The sequence below is a fragment of the Enterobacteriaceae bacterium ESL0689 genome (assembly GCA_029433525.1).
In the GTDB taxonomy this organism is placed as follows: domain Bacteria; phylum Pseudomonadota; class Gammaproteobacteria; order Enterobacterales; family Enterobacteriaceae; genus JAQTIF01.
Window position 1 is genome coordinate 1626680 of sequence record JAQTIF010000001.1, and the last position, 17747, is coordinate 1644426.

General features: G+C 49.8%; 15 protein-coding genes and 1 pseudogene. 13 read left to right on the plus strand and 3 right to left on the minus strand.

Annotated elements, in window-relative coordinates; all coding sequences use genetic code 11:
• The first annotated feature begins 105 nt into the window (after positions 1 to 105).
• The 13 genes and pseudogenes from PT300_07905 (at position 106) to PT300_07965 (ending at position 15225) form a co-directional block, all read left to right on the plus strand.
• Positions 106 to 1467, plus strand: a complete 1362-nt coding sequence (locus PT300_07905) for a 2-hydroxycarboxylate transporter family protein (protein MDF7680517.1) — start codon at positions 106 to 108, stop codon at positions 1465 to 1467.
• A 17-nt stretch (positions 1468 to 1484) separates the two neighbouring features.
• Positions 1485 to 2348, plus strand: a complete 864-nt coding sequence (locus PT300_07910) for a fumarylacetoacetate hydrolase family protein (GenBank protein MDF7680518.1) — start codon at positions 1485 to 1487, stop codon at positions 2346 to 2348.
• Between the two features lie 20 nt (positions 2349 to 2368).
• Entirely contained in the window at positions 2369 to 3382 is a 1014-nt protein-coding gene (gene citC, locus PT300_07915; GenBank protein ID MDF7680519.1) for a [citrate (pro-3S)-lyase] ligase, read from the plus strand.
• A gap of 18 nt (positions 3383 to 3400) precedes the next feature.
• Entirely contained in the window at positions 3401 to 3694 is a 294-nt protein-coding gene (gene citD, locus PT300_07920; protein ID MDF7680520.1) for a citrate lyase acyl carrier protein, read from the plus strand.
• Positions 3688 to 4572, plus strand: a complete 885-nt coding sequence (gene citE / locus PT300_07925; GenBank protein ID MDF7680521.1) for a citrate (pro-3S)-lyase subunit beta — start codon at positions 3688 to 3690, stop codon at positions 4570 to 4572. The genes citD and citE overlap by 7 nt, the downstream gene beginning before the upstream one ends.
• Before the next feature lie 5 nt (positions 4573 to 4577).
• On the plus strand, positions 4578 to 6095 hold the full coding sequence (gene citF, locus PT300_07930; protein ID MDF7680522.1) for a citrate lyase subunit alpha: 1518 nt from the start codon (positions 4578 to 4580) through the stop codon (positions 6093 to 6095).
• A gap of 4 nt (positions 6096 to 6099) precedes the next feature.
• Positions 6100 to 6636: pseudogene (gene citX / locus PT300_07935) on the plus strand (citrate lyase holo-[acyl-carrier protein] synthase).
• A complete protein-coding gene (gene citG / locus PT300_07940; protein MDF7680523.1) occupies positions 6617 to 7447 on the plus strand; it encodes a triphosphoribosyl-dephospho-CoA synthase CitG in 831 nt (276 codons plus the stop codon). The pseudogene citX and the gene citG overlap by 20 nt, the downstream one beginning before the upstream one ends.
• Before the next feature lie 295 nt (positions 7448 to 7742).
• Positions 7743 to 9317, plus strand: a complete 1575-nt coding sequence (locus PT300_07945) for a type I restriction-modification system subunit M (GenBank protein MDF7680524.1) — start codon at positions 7743 to 7745, stop codon at positions 9315 to 9317.
• Positions 9314 to 10609 carry a restriction endonuclease subunit S gene (locus tag PT300_07950; protein MDF7680525.1) on the plus strand — a complete coding sequence of 432 codons (1296 nt, stop codon included), beginning with the start codon at positions 9314 to 9316 and terminating at the stop codon, positions 10607 to 10609. Before PT300_07945 ends, PT300_07950 begins: the two co-directional genes overlap by 4 nt.
• Position 10610: 1 nt before the next feature.
• Complete coding sequence (locus PT300_07955) at positions 10611 to 11801, plus strand: AAA family ATPase (protein MDF7680526.1); 1191 nt, start codon at positions 10611 to 10613, stop codon at positions 11799 to 11801.
• Entirely contained in the window at positions 11794 to 14916 is a 3123-nt protein-coding gene (locus tag PT300_07960) for a type I restriction endonuclease subunit R (protein ID MDF7680527.1), read from the plus strand. The genes PT300_07955 and PT300_07960 overlap by 8 nt, the downstream gene beginning before the upstream one ends.
• 39 nt (positions 14917 to 14955) lie before the next feature.
• The gene (locus PT300_07965; protein ID MDF7680528.1) at positions 14956 to 15225 is read left to right on the plus strand and encodes an IS1 family transposase; all 270 of its coding nucleotides are present in this window, start codon (positions 14956 to 14958) and stop codon (positions 15223 to 15225) included.
• A gap of 28 nt (positions 15226 to 15253) precedes the next feature.
• Here the strand turns inward: PT300_07965 and mltC are convergent, their stop codons facing one another.
• Genes mltC through mutY form a run of 3 tightly spaced genes read right to left on the minus strand, consistent with a single transcriptional unit; the run spans position 15254 to position 17745 of the window.
• Positions 15254 to 16336 carry a membrane-bound lytic murein transglycosylase MltC gene (gene mltC, locus PT300_07970; protein ID MDF7680529.1) on the minus strand — a complete coding sequence of 361 codons (1083 nt, stop codon included), beginning with the start codon at positions 16334 to 16336 and terminating at the stop codon, positions 15254 to 15256.
• A 52-nt stretch (positions 16337 to 16388) separates the two neighbouring features.
• Complete coding sequence (locus tag PT300_07975; protein ID MDF7680530.1) at positions 16389 to 16661, minus strand: oxidative damage protection protein; 273 nt, start codon at positions 16659 to 16661, stop codon at positions 16389 to 16391.
• Between the two features lie 25 nt (positions 16662 to 16686).
• Complete coding sequence (mutY, locus tag PT300_07980; GenBank protein MDF7680531.1) at positions 16687 to 17745, minus strand: A/G-specific adenine glycosylase; 1059 nt, start codon at positions 17743 to 17745, stop codon at positions 16687 to 16689.
• Positions 17746 to 17747: the final 2 nt, after the last annotated feature.

A 17747-nucleotide genomic window follows, 5' to 3' on the forward strand; every position in this document is an offset into this window, starting at 1 on the left:
CCATACAACCCATAAAGTTTTCATTTTTAATATGCCAGTCCTCACACTCACTGTCTGATCTGTCATTTAGGCTAATCACCATAAAATAACCAAGAGGTTTGATTTATGAGTGCGAATGACAATTCATTTTCTATTGACCAGAAATCCGCTCGGCTAGCCAAATCTTCGCTCAAAGAGCGTTGGTGGTATATTATGGATAACTGGAAGATTGGTATTATTCCTTTGCCACTCTTTGTTCTGGCGGGTGTGCTGATTGGGATTGAGTGTTTATACGGCGAATTGCCTAGTGACATTGTCGTGATGGTCGCCACGCTGGCATTTTTTGGCTTTGCCTGTGGTGAGTTTGGCAAGCGTTTACCGATAGTCGGTAAACTGGGTGCGGCAGCGATTTGTGCCACCTTTATTCCTTCGGCACTGGTTTATTATCATTGGTTGCCGGATGTTGTGGTTGTCTCCACGACCAAATTCTATAAATCAACGCATATTCTGTACCTCTATATCTGCTGCATTATTGTTGGCAGTATCATGAGTATGAATCGTGAAGTACTGATTCAGGGATTTCTGCGTATTTTCTTCCCGATGCTGTGTGGTGAAATCGCTGGCATGGTAGTGGGTATGGGCGTCGGCATGGCGCTGGGTCTTGAACCGTTCCAGATTTTCTTCTTTATTATTCTGCCCATTATGGCGGGTGGTGTCGGTGAAGGGGCGATTCCGCTGTCGATGGGGTATGCAGCCATACTGAATATCGAGCAAGGGGTAGCATTAGGCCGTTTACTGCCGATGGTCATGCTGGGTAGTCTCACCGCCATTATTATTTCCGGTTGTCTGAATCAGCTTGGCAAGCGTTATCCGCAGCTGACAGGCGAAGGTCAGTTGATGCCTAATCATCAGAATAGTGGCGGAAGTCTCACGCAAACCGCTTCTTCAGGTAAATTAGACGTTACCACACTGGCCTCCGGGGTATTGCTGGCAGTATTGCTCTATATGGTCGGCATGTTGGGTCATAAACTTATCGGCTTGCCTGCGCCGGTGGGTATGCTGTTCGCCGCAGTGCTGGTGAAACTGTGTTACGGCGTTTCACCACGGGTGCTCGAAGGTTCGCAAGTAGTGTATAAATTCTTCCAGACATCAGTCACTTATCCCATTCTTTTCGCTGTCGGTGTGGCGATTACCCCGTGGGAAGAACTGGTTAACGCTTTCACGCTCACCAATCTGCTGGTCATTATTAGTACCGTTGTGACTCTGGTGGCAACAGGTTTCCTTGTTGGCAAAAAGATTGGCATGTATCCCATTGATGTCGCTATTATTTCATGCTGCCAGAGTGGACAGGGTGGAACCGGGGACGTCGCTATTCTGACAGCAGGTAATCGTATGGTGCTGATGCCATTTGCCCAGATTGCAACGCGCATCGGGGGGGCGATTAATGTTTCTGTCTCATTACTGATTTTGGGTAACTTCCTCGTTTAGGTTTTCAGGAAAACATCATGAAAGTTGTAAGTTTTATCAATAAGGGTGTCCGTAGCTTTGGGATTGTCAAAGCGGAAGGAATCATTGATCTCGGTCGCCGTTTCGGCGACTGTCACGGCGACCTGAAAGCGTTGTTGCATGGCAAAGGACTGGAAGAAGCTCGTCACTACCTGAATGAGGCTACAGATATTCCACTGGCGGCCGTCACGTTTCTGCCGGTGATTGTCCAGCCAGAAAAAATTCTCTGTGTCGGGATGAACTATGCCGAAAAACGCCAGGAGTTTGATCAGCATGATCCGGCTCCGACGCTGTTTATTCGTTTTCCTGATTCGCAGACCGCGCATAACGCGCCGGTTATCAAACCCCGCCACTCCAGCGAGTTTGACTATGAAGGCGAGCTGGCGGTGATCATCGGCACTGGCGGCGAAAATATCTCCCGTGACCAGGCGTTGAGTCATGTGGCTGGTTATAGCTGCTACATGGATGGTTCAGCGCGCGACTGGCAGCATAGCTGGTTCACCGCTGGAAAAAACTGGCCACAGACCGGAGCCTTCGGGCCGTGGCTGGTGACCACCGATGAGATCCCCGATCCCAATCAACTGATGATCCGCACATGGCTGAATGGCCGGATGGTGCAGGATGACAATACCCGCCACATGATCCACCCGGTGGCGGAACTGATTGAATACATCAGCACCTTCACGCGATTAAGTCCGGGTGATGTGATCATCACCGGCTCGCCGGGGGGCGTAGGTAAAAAACGTAATCCACCACTGTTTATGCAGGCCGGTGATCGTATTGAGGTCGAAATTGAGCGTATTGGTCGCCTCAGTAATGTTATTGCACAAGCACCCGTTCCCGAACTGAGCGCGACGCACTAAAGCGAGATCACCCGATGGATTTGCTACCCGAACCCGACTTCCGGTTGACGGATGTAAAACAGCATCCGGAACGCCTGGCCGCGATCCGCCAGTTACTGGCGGATAATAAGCTGGGAATGGATGACGATATCACACTGTTTGTCGAAGCATGGGCCGGGGCCCGGCTGGTGGGCTGTGCCGGGCTGGCTGGCAATATCATCAAATGTGTGGCGGTGGATGAGCAGCAACGTGGCCTCAATCTCAGTGCCCGGTTACTGGCGGAAGTGGAAAATATCGCGCTGGCGCGTGGCCATTTTCATCTGTTTCTGTGTACCGGAGAAGCTAACGCAGAGCGTTTTGCCCAGTGTGGTTTCTGGCCTGTGGTTCGCAGCAGCCAGCATACGGTACTGATGGAAAACACGCCGCAAGGGATCACACGTTACTGCCGTACTCTGAGCCAGCAGCGTCGGCCCGGTGAACGCATCGGGTCGATTGTGATGAATGCTAACCCCTTTACCCTCGGGCACCGCTATCTGGTGGAACAGGCGGCGAAGTCTTGTCAATGGTTGCATTTGTTTGTCGTGCGTGAAGACGCCTCATATTTTCCATTTCGCGCCCGGCTGAAAATGGTGCGTGAGGGGGTGGCAGATCTGAAAAATGTCATTGTGCATGAAGGATCGCCGTATATCCTCTCCTGCGCCACCTTTCCGGCCTACTTTCTTAAAGAGCGCGCTAAGGTGCAACAGGCATGGAGCGAAACGGATGTGCTTATCTTTCGTGACTTTATCGTACCTGCGCTGGGGATCACCCATCGCTTTGTTGGCGCGGAACCCTTTTGTGATACCACCCGACAGTATAACCAGACGTTACATACCTTGCTGGGCGGAGATATTGCGGTCGTCGAGATCCCGCGCATCAGTGCGGACGGCGTCGCCATATCCGCTTCGGAAGTTCGCCGTTTGCTTGCTGCCCAGCAGTTCTCTCTTATTCGCAAGAGAGTACCAGAAACGACTTTTGCGTATCTCGAGGCGCATTATTGCAAACAACCCGTATAACTATCAGGAAAAAATATGATGAAAATAGTCAGGGAGGCGCTGGCCGGAACCCGGGAATCCAGCGACCTGATGGTGAAAATCTCTCCCGCCGAAGGCGAGCTGGAGATTGTCATCCAAAGTGAAGTCATTAAACAGTTTGGCGATCAGATCCGCCAGGTGGCAGAAGAAACTCTGCGTGCTATGGAGGTTAAGGAAGGATTGATTGTGATTGATGATAAAGGTGCGCTGGATTGTGTGATCCGCGCACGTCTGCAAAGTGCCGTATTGCGTGCGGCGGATGAATCGCAGATTGACTGGAGGAAATTATGTTAAGTTCACTGCGTCGCAGCATGCTGTTTCTGCCAGGTTCAAACGCGGCCATGCTCTCCACCGCGTTTATCTATCGTCCTGACTCTATCATGTTTGATCTCGAAGATGCGGTATCGTTGCGTGAAAAAGATACCGCTCGTCTGCTGGTCTGGCATGCTTTACAACATCCGATGTATCAGGACATCGAAACGGTGGTGCGGATTAATCCGCTCAATACTCCCTTTGGTCTCGCAGATCTGGAAGCCGCGGTGCGGGGTGGGGTGGATGTGGTGCGTTTGCCGAAAACCGATACCCCGGAGGATATTGACGAACTGGAAGGCCATCTGGTTCGCATCGAACGGGAATGCGGACGTGAAGTTGGATCGACCCGCATCATGGCGGCGATTGAATCGGCCACCGGTGTGATTAACGCGGTTGCCATCGCTCGCCGTTCACCACGGCTGGTGGGGATTGCGCTGGCGGCCTTTGATTACGTGATGGACATGCAGACAGAACGCGGTGATGGCACCGAGCTGTTTTATGCCCGCTGCGCAGTTTTACACGCGGCCCGTGCGGCCGGGATCGACGCTTTTGACGTGGTGTGGTCAGACGTCAACGACGAGGCCGGTTTCCTGCGGGAAGTTGAGCTGATCCGTAAGATGGGCTTTAACGGCAAGTCGCTGATTAATCCACGGCAAATTGACCTGCTGCATAACGCTTATGCGCCGACACAAAAAGAGGTCGATCACGCGAAATTAGTGACTGAAGCGGCCGAGGAAGGGGAACGTAAAGGCCTGGGTGTGATTTCACTGAATGGCAAAATGGTCGATGCCCCGATTATTAACCACGCGAAGAGAGTGCTGGAGCGTGCGGCTGCCTCCGGTGTACGTCGTGAAGGATAAAAATGATGAATAAGAAAGTGCTTTCCGATAAAGACAAATCTCAGACTCCGGCATTAAAACCTTTTGAGTCGGCTTTCACTGCCACCCCCTGGCTGGCGGATGCAGAGCAAAAACGTCATCGCAAGCTGTGTGCCAGCCTTGAAGAGGCAATAAAACGCAGTGGTTTGCAGGACGGGATGACCATCTCCTTTCATCACGCCTTCCGTGAAGGGGATAAGGTGATTAACAGTGTGGTCGCCAAGCTGGCAGAGATGGGCTTTAAGAACCTGACGCTGGCTTCCAGCTCGCTGATGACCTGTAACGATGCGCTGATCGAACATATTAAAAATGGCGTTATCAGCCGGATTTACACCTCCGGTATGCGCGGTAAACTCGCCGATGCCATTTCACATGGCCTGATGGATGAGCCGGTACAGATCCATTCGCACGGCGGACGGGTGAAGTTGCTTCAGGATGGTGAACTGAAGATCGATGTCGCTTTCCTCGGGGTGCCATGCAGTGACGAATTTGGTAATGCCAACGGCACTCACGGCAAGTCCTGCTGCGGTTCGCTGGGATATGCGATGGTCGATGCTCACTTTGCCCGCAAAGTGGTTCTGCTGAGTGAAGAACTGGTGCCATTCCCCAATATGCCAGCCAGTATCGTCCAGGATCAGGTCGATTATATCGTGCAGGTCGAGAGCGTCGGCGATCCGGCGAAAATCAGCGTCGGTGCGGCTCGGGTGACCAGTAACCCGCGCGAACTGATGATCGCGCGTTATGCGGCGGATGTGATCGAACATTCGGGTTACTTCAAACCGGGCTTCTCGATGCAGACCGGCTCCGGTGCAGCTGCCACCGCCTGTACCCGCTTCCTCGGGGAAAAGATGGCGCGTCAGGGGATAAAAGCCCGTTTCGCGCTGGGCGGGATCACCGGCAGTCTGGTGGATCTCCATGAGAAAGGACTGGTTGAGAAGTTGCTCGATACGCAGTGTTTTGACGGTCAGGCCGCAGCATCGCTGGCACGCAACCCGGATCATGTCGAGATCTCCACCAATGTGTATGCCAATCCTGGCAGTAAAGCCGCCAGTTGTGACTTGCTGGATGTGGTGATCCTGAGTGCGCTGGAAATCGATGTCGATTTTAATGTCAACGTGATAACCGGTTCTGATGGCGTGATGCGTGGCGCTTCAGGGGGACACTGTGATGTGGCCGCCGCCGCCAATCTGACCATCGTGGTCGCACCGCTGTTGCGCAGTCGTATCCCGACCGTGGTAAAACGGGTGACCACGCGACTGACTCCCGGTGAAAGCATTGATGTGCTGGTGACTGACCACGGTATCGCGGTCAATCCGGCGCGGCCGGAAGTTCGCGCCCGGCTGGAAGCGGCAGGAATGAAGATCGTCGATATTGAAGCGCTGTATCAGCGGGCAATCTCGCTGACCGGTGAACCGAAACCGATTGAGTTTACCGATAAAGTGGTTGGCGTGATCCGTTATCGTGACGGTCGGGTGATCGACAAGGTACATCAGGTGAAGGCGTAATCTCATGACAGAAACGGTACCTGCAGCAACAGAGATAAGTCTGGCGGTATGGCTGGCAGCGAAAGAGGCTCGTGCCGCACGACAGCAGGCGTGGCTGACACGTTATCAACAGCCCGTTATCTCTCTGACGCTGGTTACGCCGGGGGCAGTAAAAGACACGGCCAGGTACCGCAATACCATGCAGGTTGCGTTGCAACAGTGTGAACAGATGCTGCGGGAATATCACTGGCCGGTCAAAGCACAGCAGGTTTTATGGCTGGAGACCGGCCCCGAAGCCCTTTGGTGTGTGGCACATCCGGCGCAAGGGATCAAAAGAGGCTGTATCACCCTGGAGGAGCTGCATCCGCTGGGGCGGCTGTGGGACTTTGATGTCATCTGCCTGGAGAGCGGGTCACTGAGTCGTCAGTCGCTGGGCTGGGCTGGACGTCGTTGTCTGTTATGTCATGAGCCCGCTCATGCCTGTTCCCGTTCACGTCGGCACCCGACAGAACAGGTGACAGAACGTGTGGAGAAAATGATCGATGAGTGGTTTGCTGGCGATGCAGCAAAACAGGCTGACTGTGCCACAACTGGCCGAGGAAGCGTTGTGGCAGGAACTGAGGCTGACACCGAAACCCGGACTGGTAGATAAGCGAAATAGCGGTGCGCACAGCGACATGGACTATGCGTTGTTTAGTCGTAGTATCAGGGCGATAGCACCGTGGTTTGCGCGTTTTACCGAACTGGGTTTTACCCAGGGCGAACAACCGGCAGAAGGGCAGTTATGCCACCTGCGGCCAATGGGCATCGCCTGTGAACAGGCGATGTATCACGCGACCCAGGGGGTTAACACGCACAAAGGGGGCATATTTTCGCTGGGGTTGCTCTGTTTTGCCGCCGGACGGCTGCAGCGGCAGGGCAGGTGTGTATCGGCTGATAATCTGTGTCTGACCGTCAGCGAACTGTGCCACGGGCTGGTGGCGAAAGAGCTGATGGCCTGTCGCCAGGCGATGACCGCAGGCGAAAAGCAATACCGTCAGTATCGCCTCACCGGCGCGCGGGGAGAAGCAGAGCAGGGATTTAGCACCCTCCGGCGCGACGTCTTACCGTACTGGTATCAGGTGCCGATCGAAAGGCGTTTGCATCATGCGCTGTTGCGCTTGATGGCGGTAAATCCCGACAGTAACCTGGTTTCACGCGGTGGCATGAACGGATTAAGATATGTGCAATCGTATGCACAGAAACTGCTAAAAACCGGCTGGGATGATAACCGCCTGGCGCAGATGGACGATGATCTGAACGCTCGCCATTTAAGCCCAGGAGGAAGTGCCGATCTGCTGTCTGTAGCGTGGGTGTTGGTACACTGCGGCTGATCTTTTTCGGCTGCCTCCGCTGTGGCCGGAATCCTTACGGACGGTTACATCTGCGCTGCGGTTGCCCGGCGCTTATCCGTATCCGCCGGGCGATTCAGGCGCTAAACGGCTTTTTCATCATGCCTTCCTTGAGATCAAAACCAAAACGGCACAATGGTCTGTTCTGCTGTTAATCGCTTATCTTCCACCATGAAGCGATTTACCCCGCGATGTGAATACAGCTACAGCCATGATGAATAAATTGCGATAAAATCCTGTTAACAGCCGTTGCTAAGAACCGAACACAGGATAAAGAATGACAAGCTTTCAACAGCGTGCAGAACTACACCGCCAAATCTGGCAAATCGCCAATGAAGTCAGAGGCTCGGTAGATGGATGGGATTTCAAACAGTATGTCCTCGGTGCGCTTTTTTACCGCTTTATCAGTGAAAACTTCTCCAGCTACATCGAAGCCGGTGATGACAGCGTCCACTATGCTGCGTTGGATGACAGTATCATTACCGACGAAATCAAAGATGATGCCATCAAAACCAAAGGCTATTTTATTTATCCGAGCCAGCTTTTCTGCAATGTCGTCGCTAAAGCGCATACCAACGACAGGCTGAACGCGGATTTAAACAGCATCTTTGTCGCCATTGAAAGTTCTGCGTATGGTTATCCATCGGAAGCGGATATCAAAGGTCTGTTTGCTGATTTTGATACCACCAGTAACCGTCTGGGGAATACGGTTAAAGATAAAAACAGCCGTCTTACCGCCGTATTGAAAGGTGTCGAAGGCTTAAAACTAGGCAACTTTGACGATCATCAGATTGACCTGTTTGGCGATGCCTATGAGTTCCTGATCTCTAATTATGCAGCGAATGCCGGTAAATCTGGCGGCGAGTTCTTTACGCCACAGCACGTCTCGAAGCTGATTGCGCAACTGGCCATCCACGGACAGACGCATGTCAACAAAATCTATGATCCGGCGGCAGGCTCGGGCTCACTGCTGCTGCAGGCCAAAAAGCAGTTTGATGACCATCTGATTGAGGAGGGTTTTTTCGGTCAGGAGATTAACCATACCACCTTCAACCTGGCGCGGATGAACATGTTTCTGCACAATATCAACTACGACAAATTTGATATCCGGCTTGGCAATACCCTGACTGACCCCTATTTCGGTGATGAAAGACCCTTTGATGCTATTGTTTCGAACCCGCCTTATTCCGTGAAATGGACCGGCAGTGACGACCCGACACTGATTAACGATGAGCGTTTTGCCCCGGCGGGGATACTGGCGCCGAAGTCGAAAGCCGATTTTGCTTTTGTGCTGCATGCGCTGAGCTATCTCTCTGCTAAAGGCCGCGCGGCGATAGTCTGCTTTCCCGGTATTTTCTACCGCGGGGGAGCGGAGCAGAAAATCCGTCAGTATCTGGTTGATAACAATTATATTGAAACGGTGATATCACTGGCACCGAATCTGTTCTTTGGCACCACCATTGCGGTTAACATTCTGGTGCTGTCAAAACATAAGACCGATAGCCACATTCAGTTTATTGATGCCAGCGAGCTGTTTAAGAAAGAGACCAATAACAACATTCTGACCGATGAGCATATCGCTCAGATTATGCAGCTGTTCAGCAGCAAAGCCGATGTTGATCATCTGGCGAAATCCGTGGCCTTTGAAAAGATTGCCGCCAGTGATTACAACCTGTCTGTCAGCAGCTATGTAGAAGCGAAAGATAACCGTGAAATCATCGATATCGGTGAGCTGAATGCGGAGCTGAAAACCACCGTCAGCAAAATCGACCAGTTACGTAAAGAGATTGATGCGATTGTGGCAGAGATTGAAGGTAGTGAAAGTAAAGATAGTAGTAAGGGGCAGCAATGAGCACGTTGAGTTATCTGGATAAATTGCTGGATGGGGTTGAGGTTGAGTGGAAAACCCTCGGTGAGGTTGCAGAAAAAATTTACTCTGGCGGTACACCTGATACTAAAAAAACAGAATATTGGGAAGGCGGAACAGTCCCTTGGATGAGTTCAGGAGAGGTGAATTTAAAAACCATTAAAGAAACTGAGAAATACATTACTGAGGTCGGATTAAATAACTCAAGTGCTAAGTTAGTCCCTAAAAACTCTATTGTTATGGCCTTAGCAGGGCAGGGAAAAACTCGTGGTAAAGTAGCAAGAATCCGCATTACATTAGCTACTAATCAATCACTTGCAGCACTTACATTTGATGAAAAAAAAATTAATTCTGATTATATATTCTATTTTTTAGAAATCCAGTATGAGAGCCTGCGTCAAATATCATCTGGAAACAGTGGTCGTGGTGGACTGAATTTACAAATGATTTCAGCATATAAAGTCCCAATCCCCTGTCCGGACGATACGGAAAAATCCCTTGCCATCCAGTCTGAAATTGTTCGGATTCTGGATACATTTAGCGCCCTTACCGCTGAGCTTACCGCTGAGCTTACCGCTGAGCTTATCATGCGTAAAAAACAGTACAACTACTATCGCGATCAGTTGCTGAGTTTTGATGAAGGGGCGGTTGAGTGGAAGGCATTAGGTGACATTGGTAAGTTTATTCGTGGAAAGCGCTTTACTAAAGCTGACTATGTGAAAAAAGGCATCGGTGTCATTCACTATGGTGAAATATATACTCGTTTCGGTGTCTATGCTGCCGCTTCGTTCTCGCAAGTTAGGGCTGATATGGAAAAGTCACTACGTTACGCTGAGCCAGGTGATGTTGTTATAACTGACGTGGGAGAGACTGTTGAAGATGTTGGTAAAGCGGTTGCATGGATTGGAGATGAAAAAGTTGCTATTCACGATCACTGTTATGCTTTCCGACATTCAATGAATCCAAAGTTTGTTTCCTATTGCATGCAAACTTCATCATTTATTACCGAAAAAGCAAAATATGTTGCCAGAACAAAAGTGAATACATTATTAATTAGTGGTTTTTCAAAAATATCAATTCCTGTGCCTTATCCAGAAAACCCGAAAAAGTCATTAACAGAACAAGATAGAATTGTTAGTATCCTCGACAAATTCGACACCCTGACCCACTCCATCACCGAAGGTCTGCCCCGCGAAATCGAGCTACGCCAGAAACAGTACGAATATTACCGGGATATGTTATTTAGCTTCCCGAAGCCGGAAGTGGCAGAGGCATAATATGAGCAAGACACTTGAGGAAATCGCCCGGCAGCTAAGCACTCCTGAAAAAGTCAGAAAAACGGTTGCTGGAAAAACCAGCCAGGTGGAAGAGATCAAGGCGGTGCCAAAAGTGCAGCTCATCTACGCTTTTAATGGCACAGGGAAGACACGCCTTTCGCGCTATTTCACGCAACTGATTGCGCCTAAAGGGAATCACTCCCAGGGTACGCATCAGGCTGACGTATCGCATAAAAAAATCATCTATTACAATGCTTTTACCGAGGATCTGTTTTACTGGGATAACGATCTGCAGCAAGATGCCGAGCCGAAGCTAAAGGTGCAGCCTAATTCCTATACCAACTGGTTGCTGACATTGCTTAAAGATTTGGGCCAGGATGGCAATATTGCTCGTTATTTCCAGCGCTATACCAACGACAAGCTAACGCCACACTTCAATGCCGATTTTAGCGAAATCACTTTTTCCCTCGCGCGCGGCAACGATGAGCGTTCCGCCCATATCAAGCTATCCAAAGGTGAAGAAAGCAACTTTATCTGGAGTCTCTTTTACACCTTGCTGGATCAAGTGGTCACCATTCTCAATGTTGCCGAGCCGGATGCGCGCGAAACCCGCGCATTTGATCAACTGCAATATGTATTCATTGATGATCCCGTCAGCTCTCTTGATGATAACCATTTGATTGAGCTGGCGGTTAATCTTGCCGAACTGATCAAATCGAGCGAATCTGATCTGAAGTTCATTATCACCACCCATAGCCCGGCATTTTATAATGTCCTGTTCAATGAGCTGAACAGTAAAACCTGCTACATGCTGGAGCAATGTGAAGATGGCACATTTACCCTGAGCGAAAAAAAGGGGGATGCTAACAAACGTTTTTCCTACCATCTCCATCTGAAGCAGACAATCGAACAGGCGATTGCGGACAACCATATTGAAAGATATCACTTTATGTTACTGCGCAATCTTTATGAGAAAACAGCCAGTTTTCTTGGTTACCCGAAATGGTCTGAACTGTTGCCTGACGACAAGCAGCTTTATCTGAGCAGAATCATCAATTTCACCAGTCACAGCACGCTATCGAATGAAGCGGTTGCCACGCCAACGCCAGCGGAGAAGGCGACGGTCAAACTGTTACTCGATCACCTGAAGAGCAACTGTGGCTTCTGGCAACAAGGACAAAAAAATGAGTGAGATCACCACACCGATTGCGGAAACCAATCATTTCATCGTGCTGGATAAATACAGCCCGCAATGGCAGCTCAGCGCGAGCTATCAAAGCGAAAGTGATCTGGAACGTGAGCTGATCCAGGATCTGGTTAACCAGGGCTATGAATACCTGCCCGTCCTGAACAACAGCAGCGCGATGCTTGCGAATGTCAGGCAACAGTTGCAAACCCTTAACAATGTCACCTTTCTCGATGCTGAATGGCATCGCTTTGTTGACAGCTGGATGGACAACGCCAGCGAAGGTGTTGTCGAGAAAGCGCGTAAAATTCATGACGATTATGTGCATGATTTCGTCTTTGACGATGGCCGTATTCAGAACATCTATCTGCTGGACAAAAAAAATATTTTTCGCAATAAATTGCAGGTGATCAGGCAGTTTGAACAAACGGGTAGCCATGCCAATCGCTACGATGTCACCCTGCTGGTGAATGGTCTGCCGCTGGTGCAAATCGAGTTGAAAAAGCGCGGTGTTGCGATACGTGAAGCCTTTAATCAGATACACCGTTACAGCAAGGAGAGCTTTAACAGTGACCACTCTCTTTATAAATATCTGCAACTGTTTGTCATTTCTAACGGCACCGATAGCCGCTATTTTGCCAATACCACCAAAAGGGATAAGAACAGTTTCGATTTCACCATGAACTGGGCGAAGTCTGATAACACGCTGATTAAAGACCTCAAGGATTTTACGGCCACGTTTTTGCAGAAGCATACCCTGCTCAATGTGCTGTTTAATTACAGCGTGTTTGACAGTAATCAGACACTGCTGGTGATGCGCCCCTATCAGATCGCCGCCACTGAGCGGATCATCTGGAAAATTAATAGCTCCTTTAAAGCAAAGAACTGGTCAAAACCGGAAAGCGGGGGATATATCTGGCACACCACTGGATCAGGTAAAACCCTGACCAGCTTTAAGGCTGCTCGTCTGGCAACCGAACTGGACTTCATCGATAAAGTCTTTTTTGTCGTAGACCGGAAAGACCTTGATTACCAGACCATGAAAGAGTACCAGCGCTTCTCGCCGGACAGCGTTAATGGTTCTGACAATACGACAGCCCTGAAAAGAAACCTGGAGAAAAACGATAACAAAATTATTGTCACCACCATTCAGAAGCTGAACAATCTGATCAAAGCGGAAGCTGATTTACCGGTCTATCAGCAACAGGTGGTCTTTATTTTCGATGAGTGCCACCGCAGTCAGTTCGGTGAAGCACAGAAGAACCTGACAAAGAAATTCAGATATTTTTATCAGTTCGGTTTTACTGGCACCCCTATTTTTGCCGGTAAAAATGCGCTGGGGACTGAAGATACGTCAACGGTTTTCGGCACTGAGCTGCACGCTTATATCATCACCGACGCCATTCGTGATGAAAAAGTGCTGAAATTTAAGGTCGATTACAATGATGTCCGTCCGCAGTTTAAAGCACTGGAAAGAGAAAGTGATGAGAAAAAGCTCAATGCCGCTGAAAACAGACAGGCCCTGCTGCACCCGATGCGGATTAGCGAAGTCACGCACTATATCCTGAAAAACTTCCGCCAGAAAACCCACCGTGCCTTTTCCGCTACCACCGGTTTCAATGCGATGTTTGCCGTCAGCAGTGTCGAGGCAGCAAAAGCCTATTATGAAGCTTTTCGCGATATCCAGCAGGAAATGGTGGCGCAGGATAGCCGTTACAGGCCATTGACGGTAGCCACCATCTTCTCTTTTGCTGCCAATGAAGAGCAGGATGCGGTCGGCGATATCCGTGACGAAAGCTTTGATGTGACGGCGATGAACAGCAGTGCAAAGGAGTTTCTCGCCTCAGCGATTAGCGATTATAACGCTATCTTTAAAACCAATTTCAGTACCGATGGCAACAGTTTTCAAAACTACTACCGCGACCTGGCGAAACGAGTTAAGGAGCAACAAGTTGATTTGCTGATCGTGGTCGGTATGTTCCTGACCGGCTTTGATGCCCCGACACTCAATACGCTATTTGTCGACAAGAACCTGCGCTACCACGGGCTGATGCAGGCTTTTTCCCGCACTAACCGGATTTACAATGCCACCAAGACCTTCGGTAATATTGTCACCTTCCGTGACTTAGAGCAGGACACCATCGATGCCATCACGCTGTTCGGAAAAAGCAATACCCGCAGTGTGGTGATGGAAAAAAGCTACAGCGAATACATGAACGGCTTTACCGACACCCTGACCGGCGAGGCAAGACGCGGTTTTATCGATATTGTGAGTGAACTGGAGACCCGCTTTCCTGATCCTGCAGAGATTCAATCCGAAAAAGAGAAAAAAGCCTTTGTCAAACTGTTTGGCGAATACCTGCGGGCAGAGAACATACTGCAAAACTACGATGAATTTACCACCCTAAAAGCCCTGCAAACCGTTGACCTCAGCGATCCTGTCGCCACGGCCGCGTTTAAAGCCGAACACTATCTGGACGATCAACAATTTGCCCGGTTACAGGTCATCCGCTTACCGGCTGAGCGTAAAATTCAGGACTATCGTTCCTGCTACCACGATATCCGCGAATGGCAGCACCGTGAACGTGAAGCCAGTAAAAAAGAGAGCCATACCGTTGACTGGGATGACGTGGTCTTTGAGGTAGATTTACTGAAATCACAGGAGATTAACCTCGATTATATTCTGGGACTGATTTACGACTACCATCAAAAGCATACCGATAAAGCCACTCTGCAGGATGAAGTGAAGCGGTTAATCCGTGCCAGTGTCGACAACCGGGCAAAAGAGGGGTTGATCGTCAATTTTATCGAGCAGAGTAACCTTGATGAGATGGCGGATAAAGAGGGGATTATTGAAGCGTTCTACACCTTTGCCCAGCAGGTCCAGCGGCATGAAGCGGATACCTTAATCAGGGAAGAAAACCTGAATGATGAGGCTGCCAGACGCTATATCAGAACCTCGCTGAAACGAGAATATGCCACGGAAAATGGCACCGCACTGAATGATGCGCTGCCGAAACTGAGTCCATTAAATCCGCAGTACAAAACCAAAAAACAGGCCGTTTTTCAAAAGATAAGTGCCTTTATTGAAAAGTTTAAAGGCGTTGGCGGCCAGATTTAACGTCTGGCTCATGAAGCTATTTTACTTACCATTTTGGTCATGGACTCTGCATATCAGCATCAATACCGTGGTTCGCACTTTAAAAAAATCGCACCGCGATGTGTAGCCTTCTGGTGTACCGATAACTTCAGGGTATATGTCATACTGCCGGATAAAAAACATATCAGGGGTAAGCTTTACACGCAGCGGATTGAACGGGAAAACCTGAATTTGCAGCGACAGAATCGTAAGACGCTGGAGTACTCAAAATCTGTTGAGACGCATGACAGGATCATCGGTACTTTTATTGAGCGCGAATATGATGTTTGAGATGATCAACATATTGAATACCTCACCGTTATTTCCGGCGATACGATTTTTGGGCGGTATTCACCTTATAAAGATAGCGACGCGACTCTTCTGAAGGGTGCTGGTTGATAAGCTTGGTGTAAACATCGCCTGGCTCCATGCTGTTAATGATCTCCGCCGCTTTTGCTTTATCCTGAGAAAAAACCCGCAATACACTACCGGCACCGCCATTATAAGCGGTGATGATCGCATAGCGACGCGAGGTCGGGTTATTGATCGCCGAGAGATAAGTGTCATTCAGTATCGCCAGGTAGGCGGTGCCGGTATCAATATTTTTTTCGGGATCGAACAGATAGCTGCGATCCGGCAATCCGGCTTTCCCCTGGGCGCGGAAAACATCTTTCCCGGCGCTATGCTGGACAATCTGCATCAACCCCAGCGCATCAGCACGGCTGACGGCATAAGGATTAAACGAAGATTCCGTTTGCATGATGGCAAGAATAAGCGATTCATCGATCCTGTATTTACTGGAAGCCTGGCGCACCATCGCGAGATATTTATGCGCGCGCTTATCAAGGTGGTTCGGGACCAGTTTGATGGTAATACTATAGATAATCCGCAGGCCACTTTTGCGGCGTTGCAGGTGTGTTCTCAGCAGATAATCGGCAAAGTTTGCCGCACGCCCCTCCCAGCGGATGGGTTGGCCGGTATTATCCACCACCTGGCCATAGAGGAAGGGTTCTTTGGAAATCTGAATATCATCAACGTCAGAGTAGAGATCAATCGAACCGGGATCATCGCCCATCATCAGGGTTTTGATAATCGCCTGACGTAACTGACCCATCGGGTTGATGCCGGCGATGGTCTCAACCGTGATGGTGCCTTTGACAAAATTAATATGGCTGCGGGTCTGGTACTGATCGATGTATTTAACGTAGTCTTTCGGCCCTGCGAGCAGTAGCTCGTTATAGCCCCAGATGTTTTCAATGTTATGGGCGAACTGCCCCATCAGGATATCAAAGGCATTGGTATCTTTTTCTTCGGCTACCGTATCCACGACATCTTGTTTATTGGAGCTGGAACACGAGGCAAGTAAAATCGCAATCAGCGCGAACGCTAAATATTTTTTCATCATTCCAGAACAGTGCGTTGTTTCTTGATACTAAAAAATTATCTGATGGTGACTATTTTTCTGGCGGTGTATAACCTTCGATATGCACATCTTTACCTTCGAACAGGAAGTTAATCATCTCCTGCTCCAGCAGTTTGCGGTGTTCGCTATTGATCATATTGAGCTTTTTCTCGTTAATCAGCATCGTTTGCTTATGCTGCCATTGGGCCCACGCCTCTTGCGATATTTCATTATAGATTCGTTTTCCCAGCTCACCGGGATATAGCTGAAAATCCTGCCCCTTCGCTTCGCGTTGCAGGAAAGTACAAAAAATGGTTCTGCTCATGGATTGCCTTCTTTTTCACTCCGCGCTATGCAGGCTGACCGGTCTGCAACTGTTGCAACAGGCGTTCTACAGGTGCCGCTAATCCCACCGACGGTGGCTGGGCTAAGTTATACCAGAGCGCGCCGTTTTCATCCATACATGTGCGAAATGAATTTACGGTTATCCATACGGGAATAATATCCAGATGAAAATGGCTGAAAGTATGACGAAAGGCGGTAAGTTGCTGTAAATTATGGCGTTCTATCTGGTGGCTAAGCAACCAGTGATCAAGTTCACGCTCAGTGCTGAACTGTGGAAAACAGAATAATCCACCCCATAAACCGGCGGGTGGCCGCTGGTAGAGTAATACCTCATTACCCTGTTGTATTAACAGAAAATAGCTTGTGCGTTGTGGAATCGACTGCGCCGGTTTTTTGCCAGGATATTGAGACCAGGTAGCGCTGGCACAGGCGATACATTCCTGCTTTAACGGGCAAATCTCACACTGCGGCCTGGTGCGGCTACAGACCATCGCGCCGAGATCCATCATCGCCTGGTTAAAGCGCGCCACGCCCTGCACCGGGGTGACGGCTTCGCTCAGTTGCCACAAGCGGTTTTCGACCTCTTTTTTCCCCGGCCAGCCGCCGATGGCATAGCAACGGGCTAACACACGTTTGACGTTACCATCAAGAATCGGGTAGTGCTGATCAAGCGAGAGCGATAAGATAGCCCCGGCGGTGGAACGACCGATACCGGGCAATGCGGCAACGGCAGCGAAATCATGTGGAAATTCACCATTGTGCAGGGTCACCATCTCGATGGCGGCCTGATGTAAATTACGGGCGCGGGCGTAATAACCGAGGCCAGTCCACAGGTGCAGAACGTGATCAAGCGGTGCGGCGGCGAGATCAGCGATCGTCGGAAAACGGGCGATAAAACGCTCAAAATAGGGGATTACCGTGGCGACCTGGGTTTGTTGCAACATGACTTCAGAGAGCCAGACTTTATAAGGGGTTTTGTCGATTTGCCAGGGCAGGGTTTTACGCCCATATTTGTCATACCACTCCAGTACCTGGGCTGAAAATTGTACGGCGGGAAAGGTCAACG

Excerpts from the sequence above, each read along its gene's own strand:
- PT300_07905 (MDF7680517.1), top strand. The coding sequence starts at position 106 with ATGAGTGCGAATGACAATTCATTTTCTATTGACCAGAAATCCGCTCGG.
- PT300_07910 (MDF7680518.1), top strand. The coding sequence starts at position 1,485 with ATGAAAGTTGTAAGTTTTATCAATAAGGGTGTCCGTAGCTTTGGGATT.
- citD (MDF7680520.1), top strand. The coding sequence starts at position 3,401 with ATGAAAATAGTCAGGGAGGCGCTGGCCGGAACCCGGGAATCCAGCGAC.
- citE (MDF7680521.1), top strand. The coding sequence starts at position 3,688 with ATGTTAAGTTCACTGCGTCGCAGCATGCTGTTTCTGCCAGGTTCAAAC.
- citF (MDF7680522.1), top strand. The coding sequence starts at position 4,578 with ATGAATAAGAAAGTGCTTTCCGATAAAGACAAATCTCAGACTCCGGCA.
- citG (MDF7680523.1), top strand. The coding sequence starts at position 6,617 with ATGAGTGGTTTGCTGGCGATGCAGCAAAACAGGCTGACTGTGCCACAA.
- PT300_07945 (MDF7680524.1), top strand. The coding sequence starts at position 7,743 with ATGACAAGCTTTCAACAGCGTGCAGAACTACACCGCCAAATCTGGCAA.
- PT300_07950 (MDF7680525.1), top strand. The coding sequence starts at position 9,314 with ATGAGCACGTTGAGTTATCTGGATAAATTGCTGGATGGGGTTGAGGTT.
- PT300_07955 (MDF7680526.1), top strand. The coding sequence starts at position 10,611 with ATGAGCAAGACACTTGAGGAAATCGCCCGGCAGCTAAGCACTCCTGAA.
- PT300_07960 (MDF7680527.1), top strand. The coding sequence starts at position 11,794 with ATGAGTGAGATCACCACACCGATTGCGGAAACCAATCATTTCATCGTG.
- PT300_07965 (MDF7680528.1), top strand. The coding sequence starts at position 14,956 with ATGGACTCTGCATATCAGCATCAATACCGTGGTTCGCACTTTAAAAAA.
- mltC (MDF7680529.1), bottom strand. The coding sequence starts at position 16,336 with ATGAAAAAATATTTAGCGTTCGCGCTGATTGCGATTTTACTTGCCTCG.
- PT300_07975 (MDF7680530.1), bottom strand. The coding sequence starts at position 16,661 with ATGAGCAGAACCATTTTTTGTACTTTCCTGCAACGCGAAGCGAAGGGG.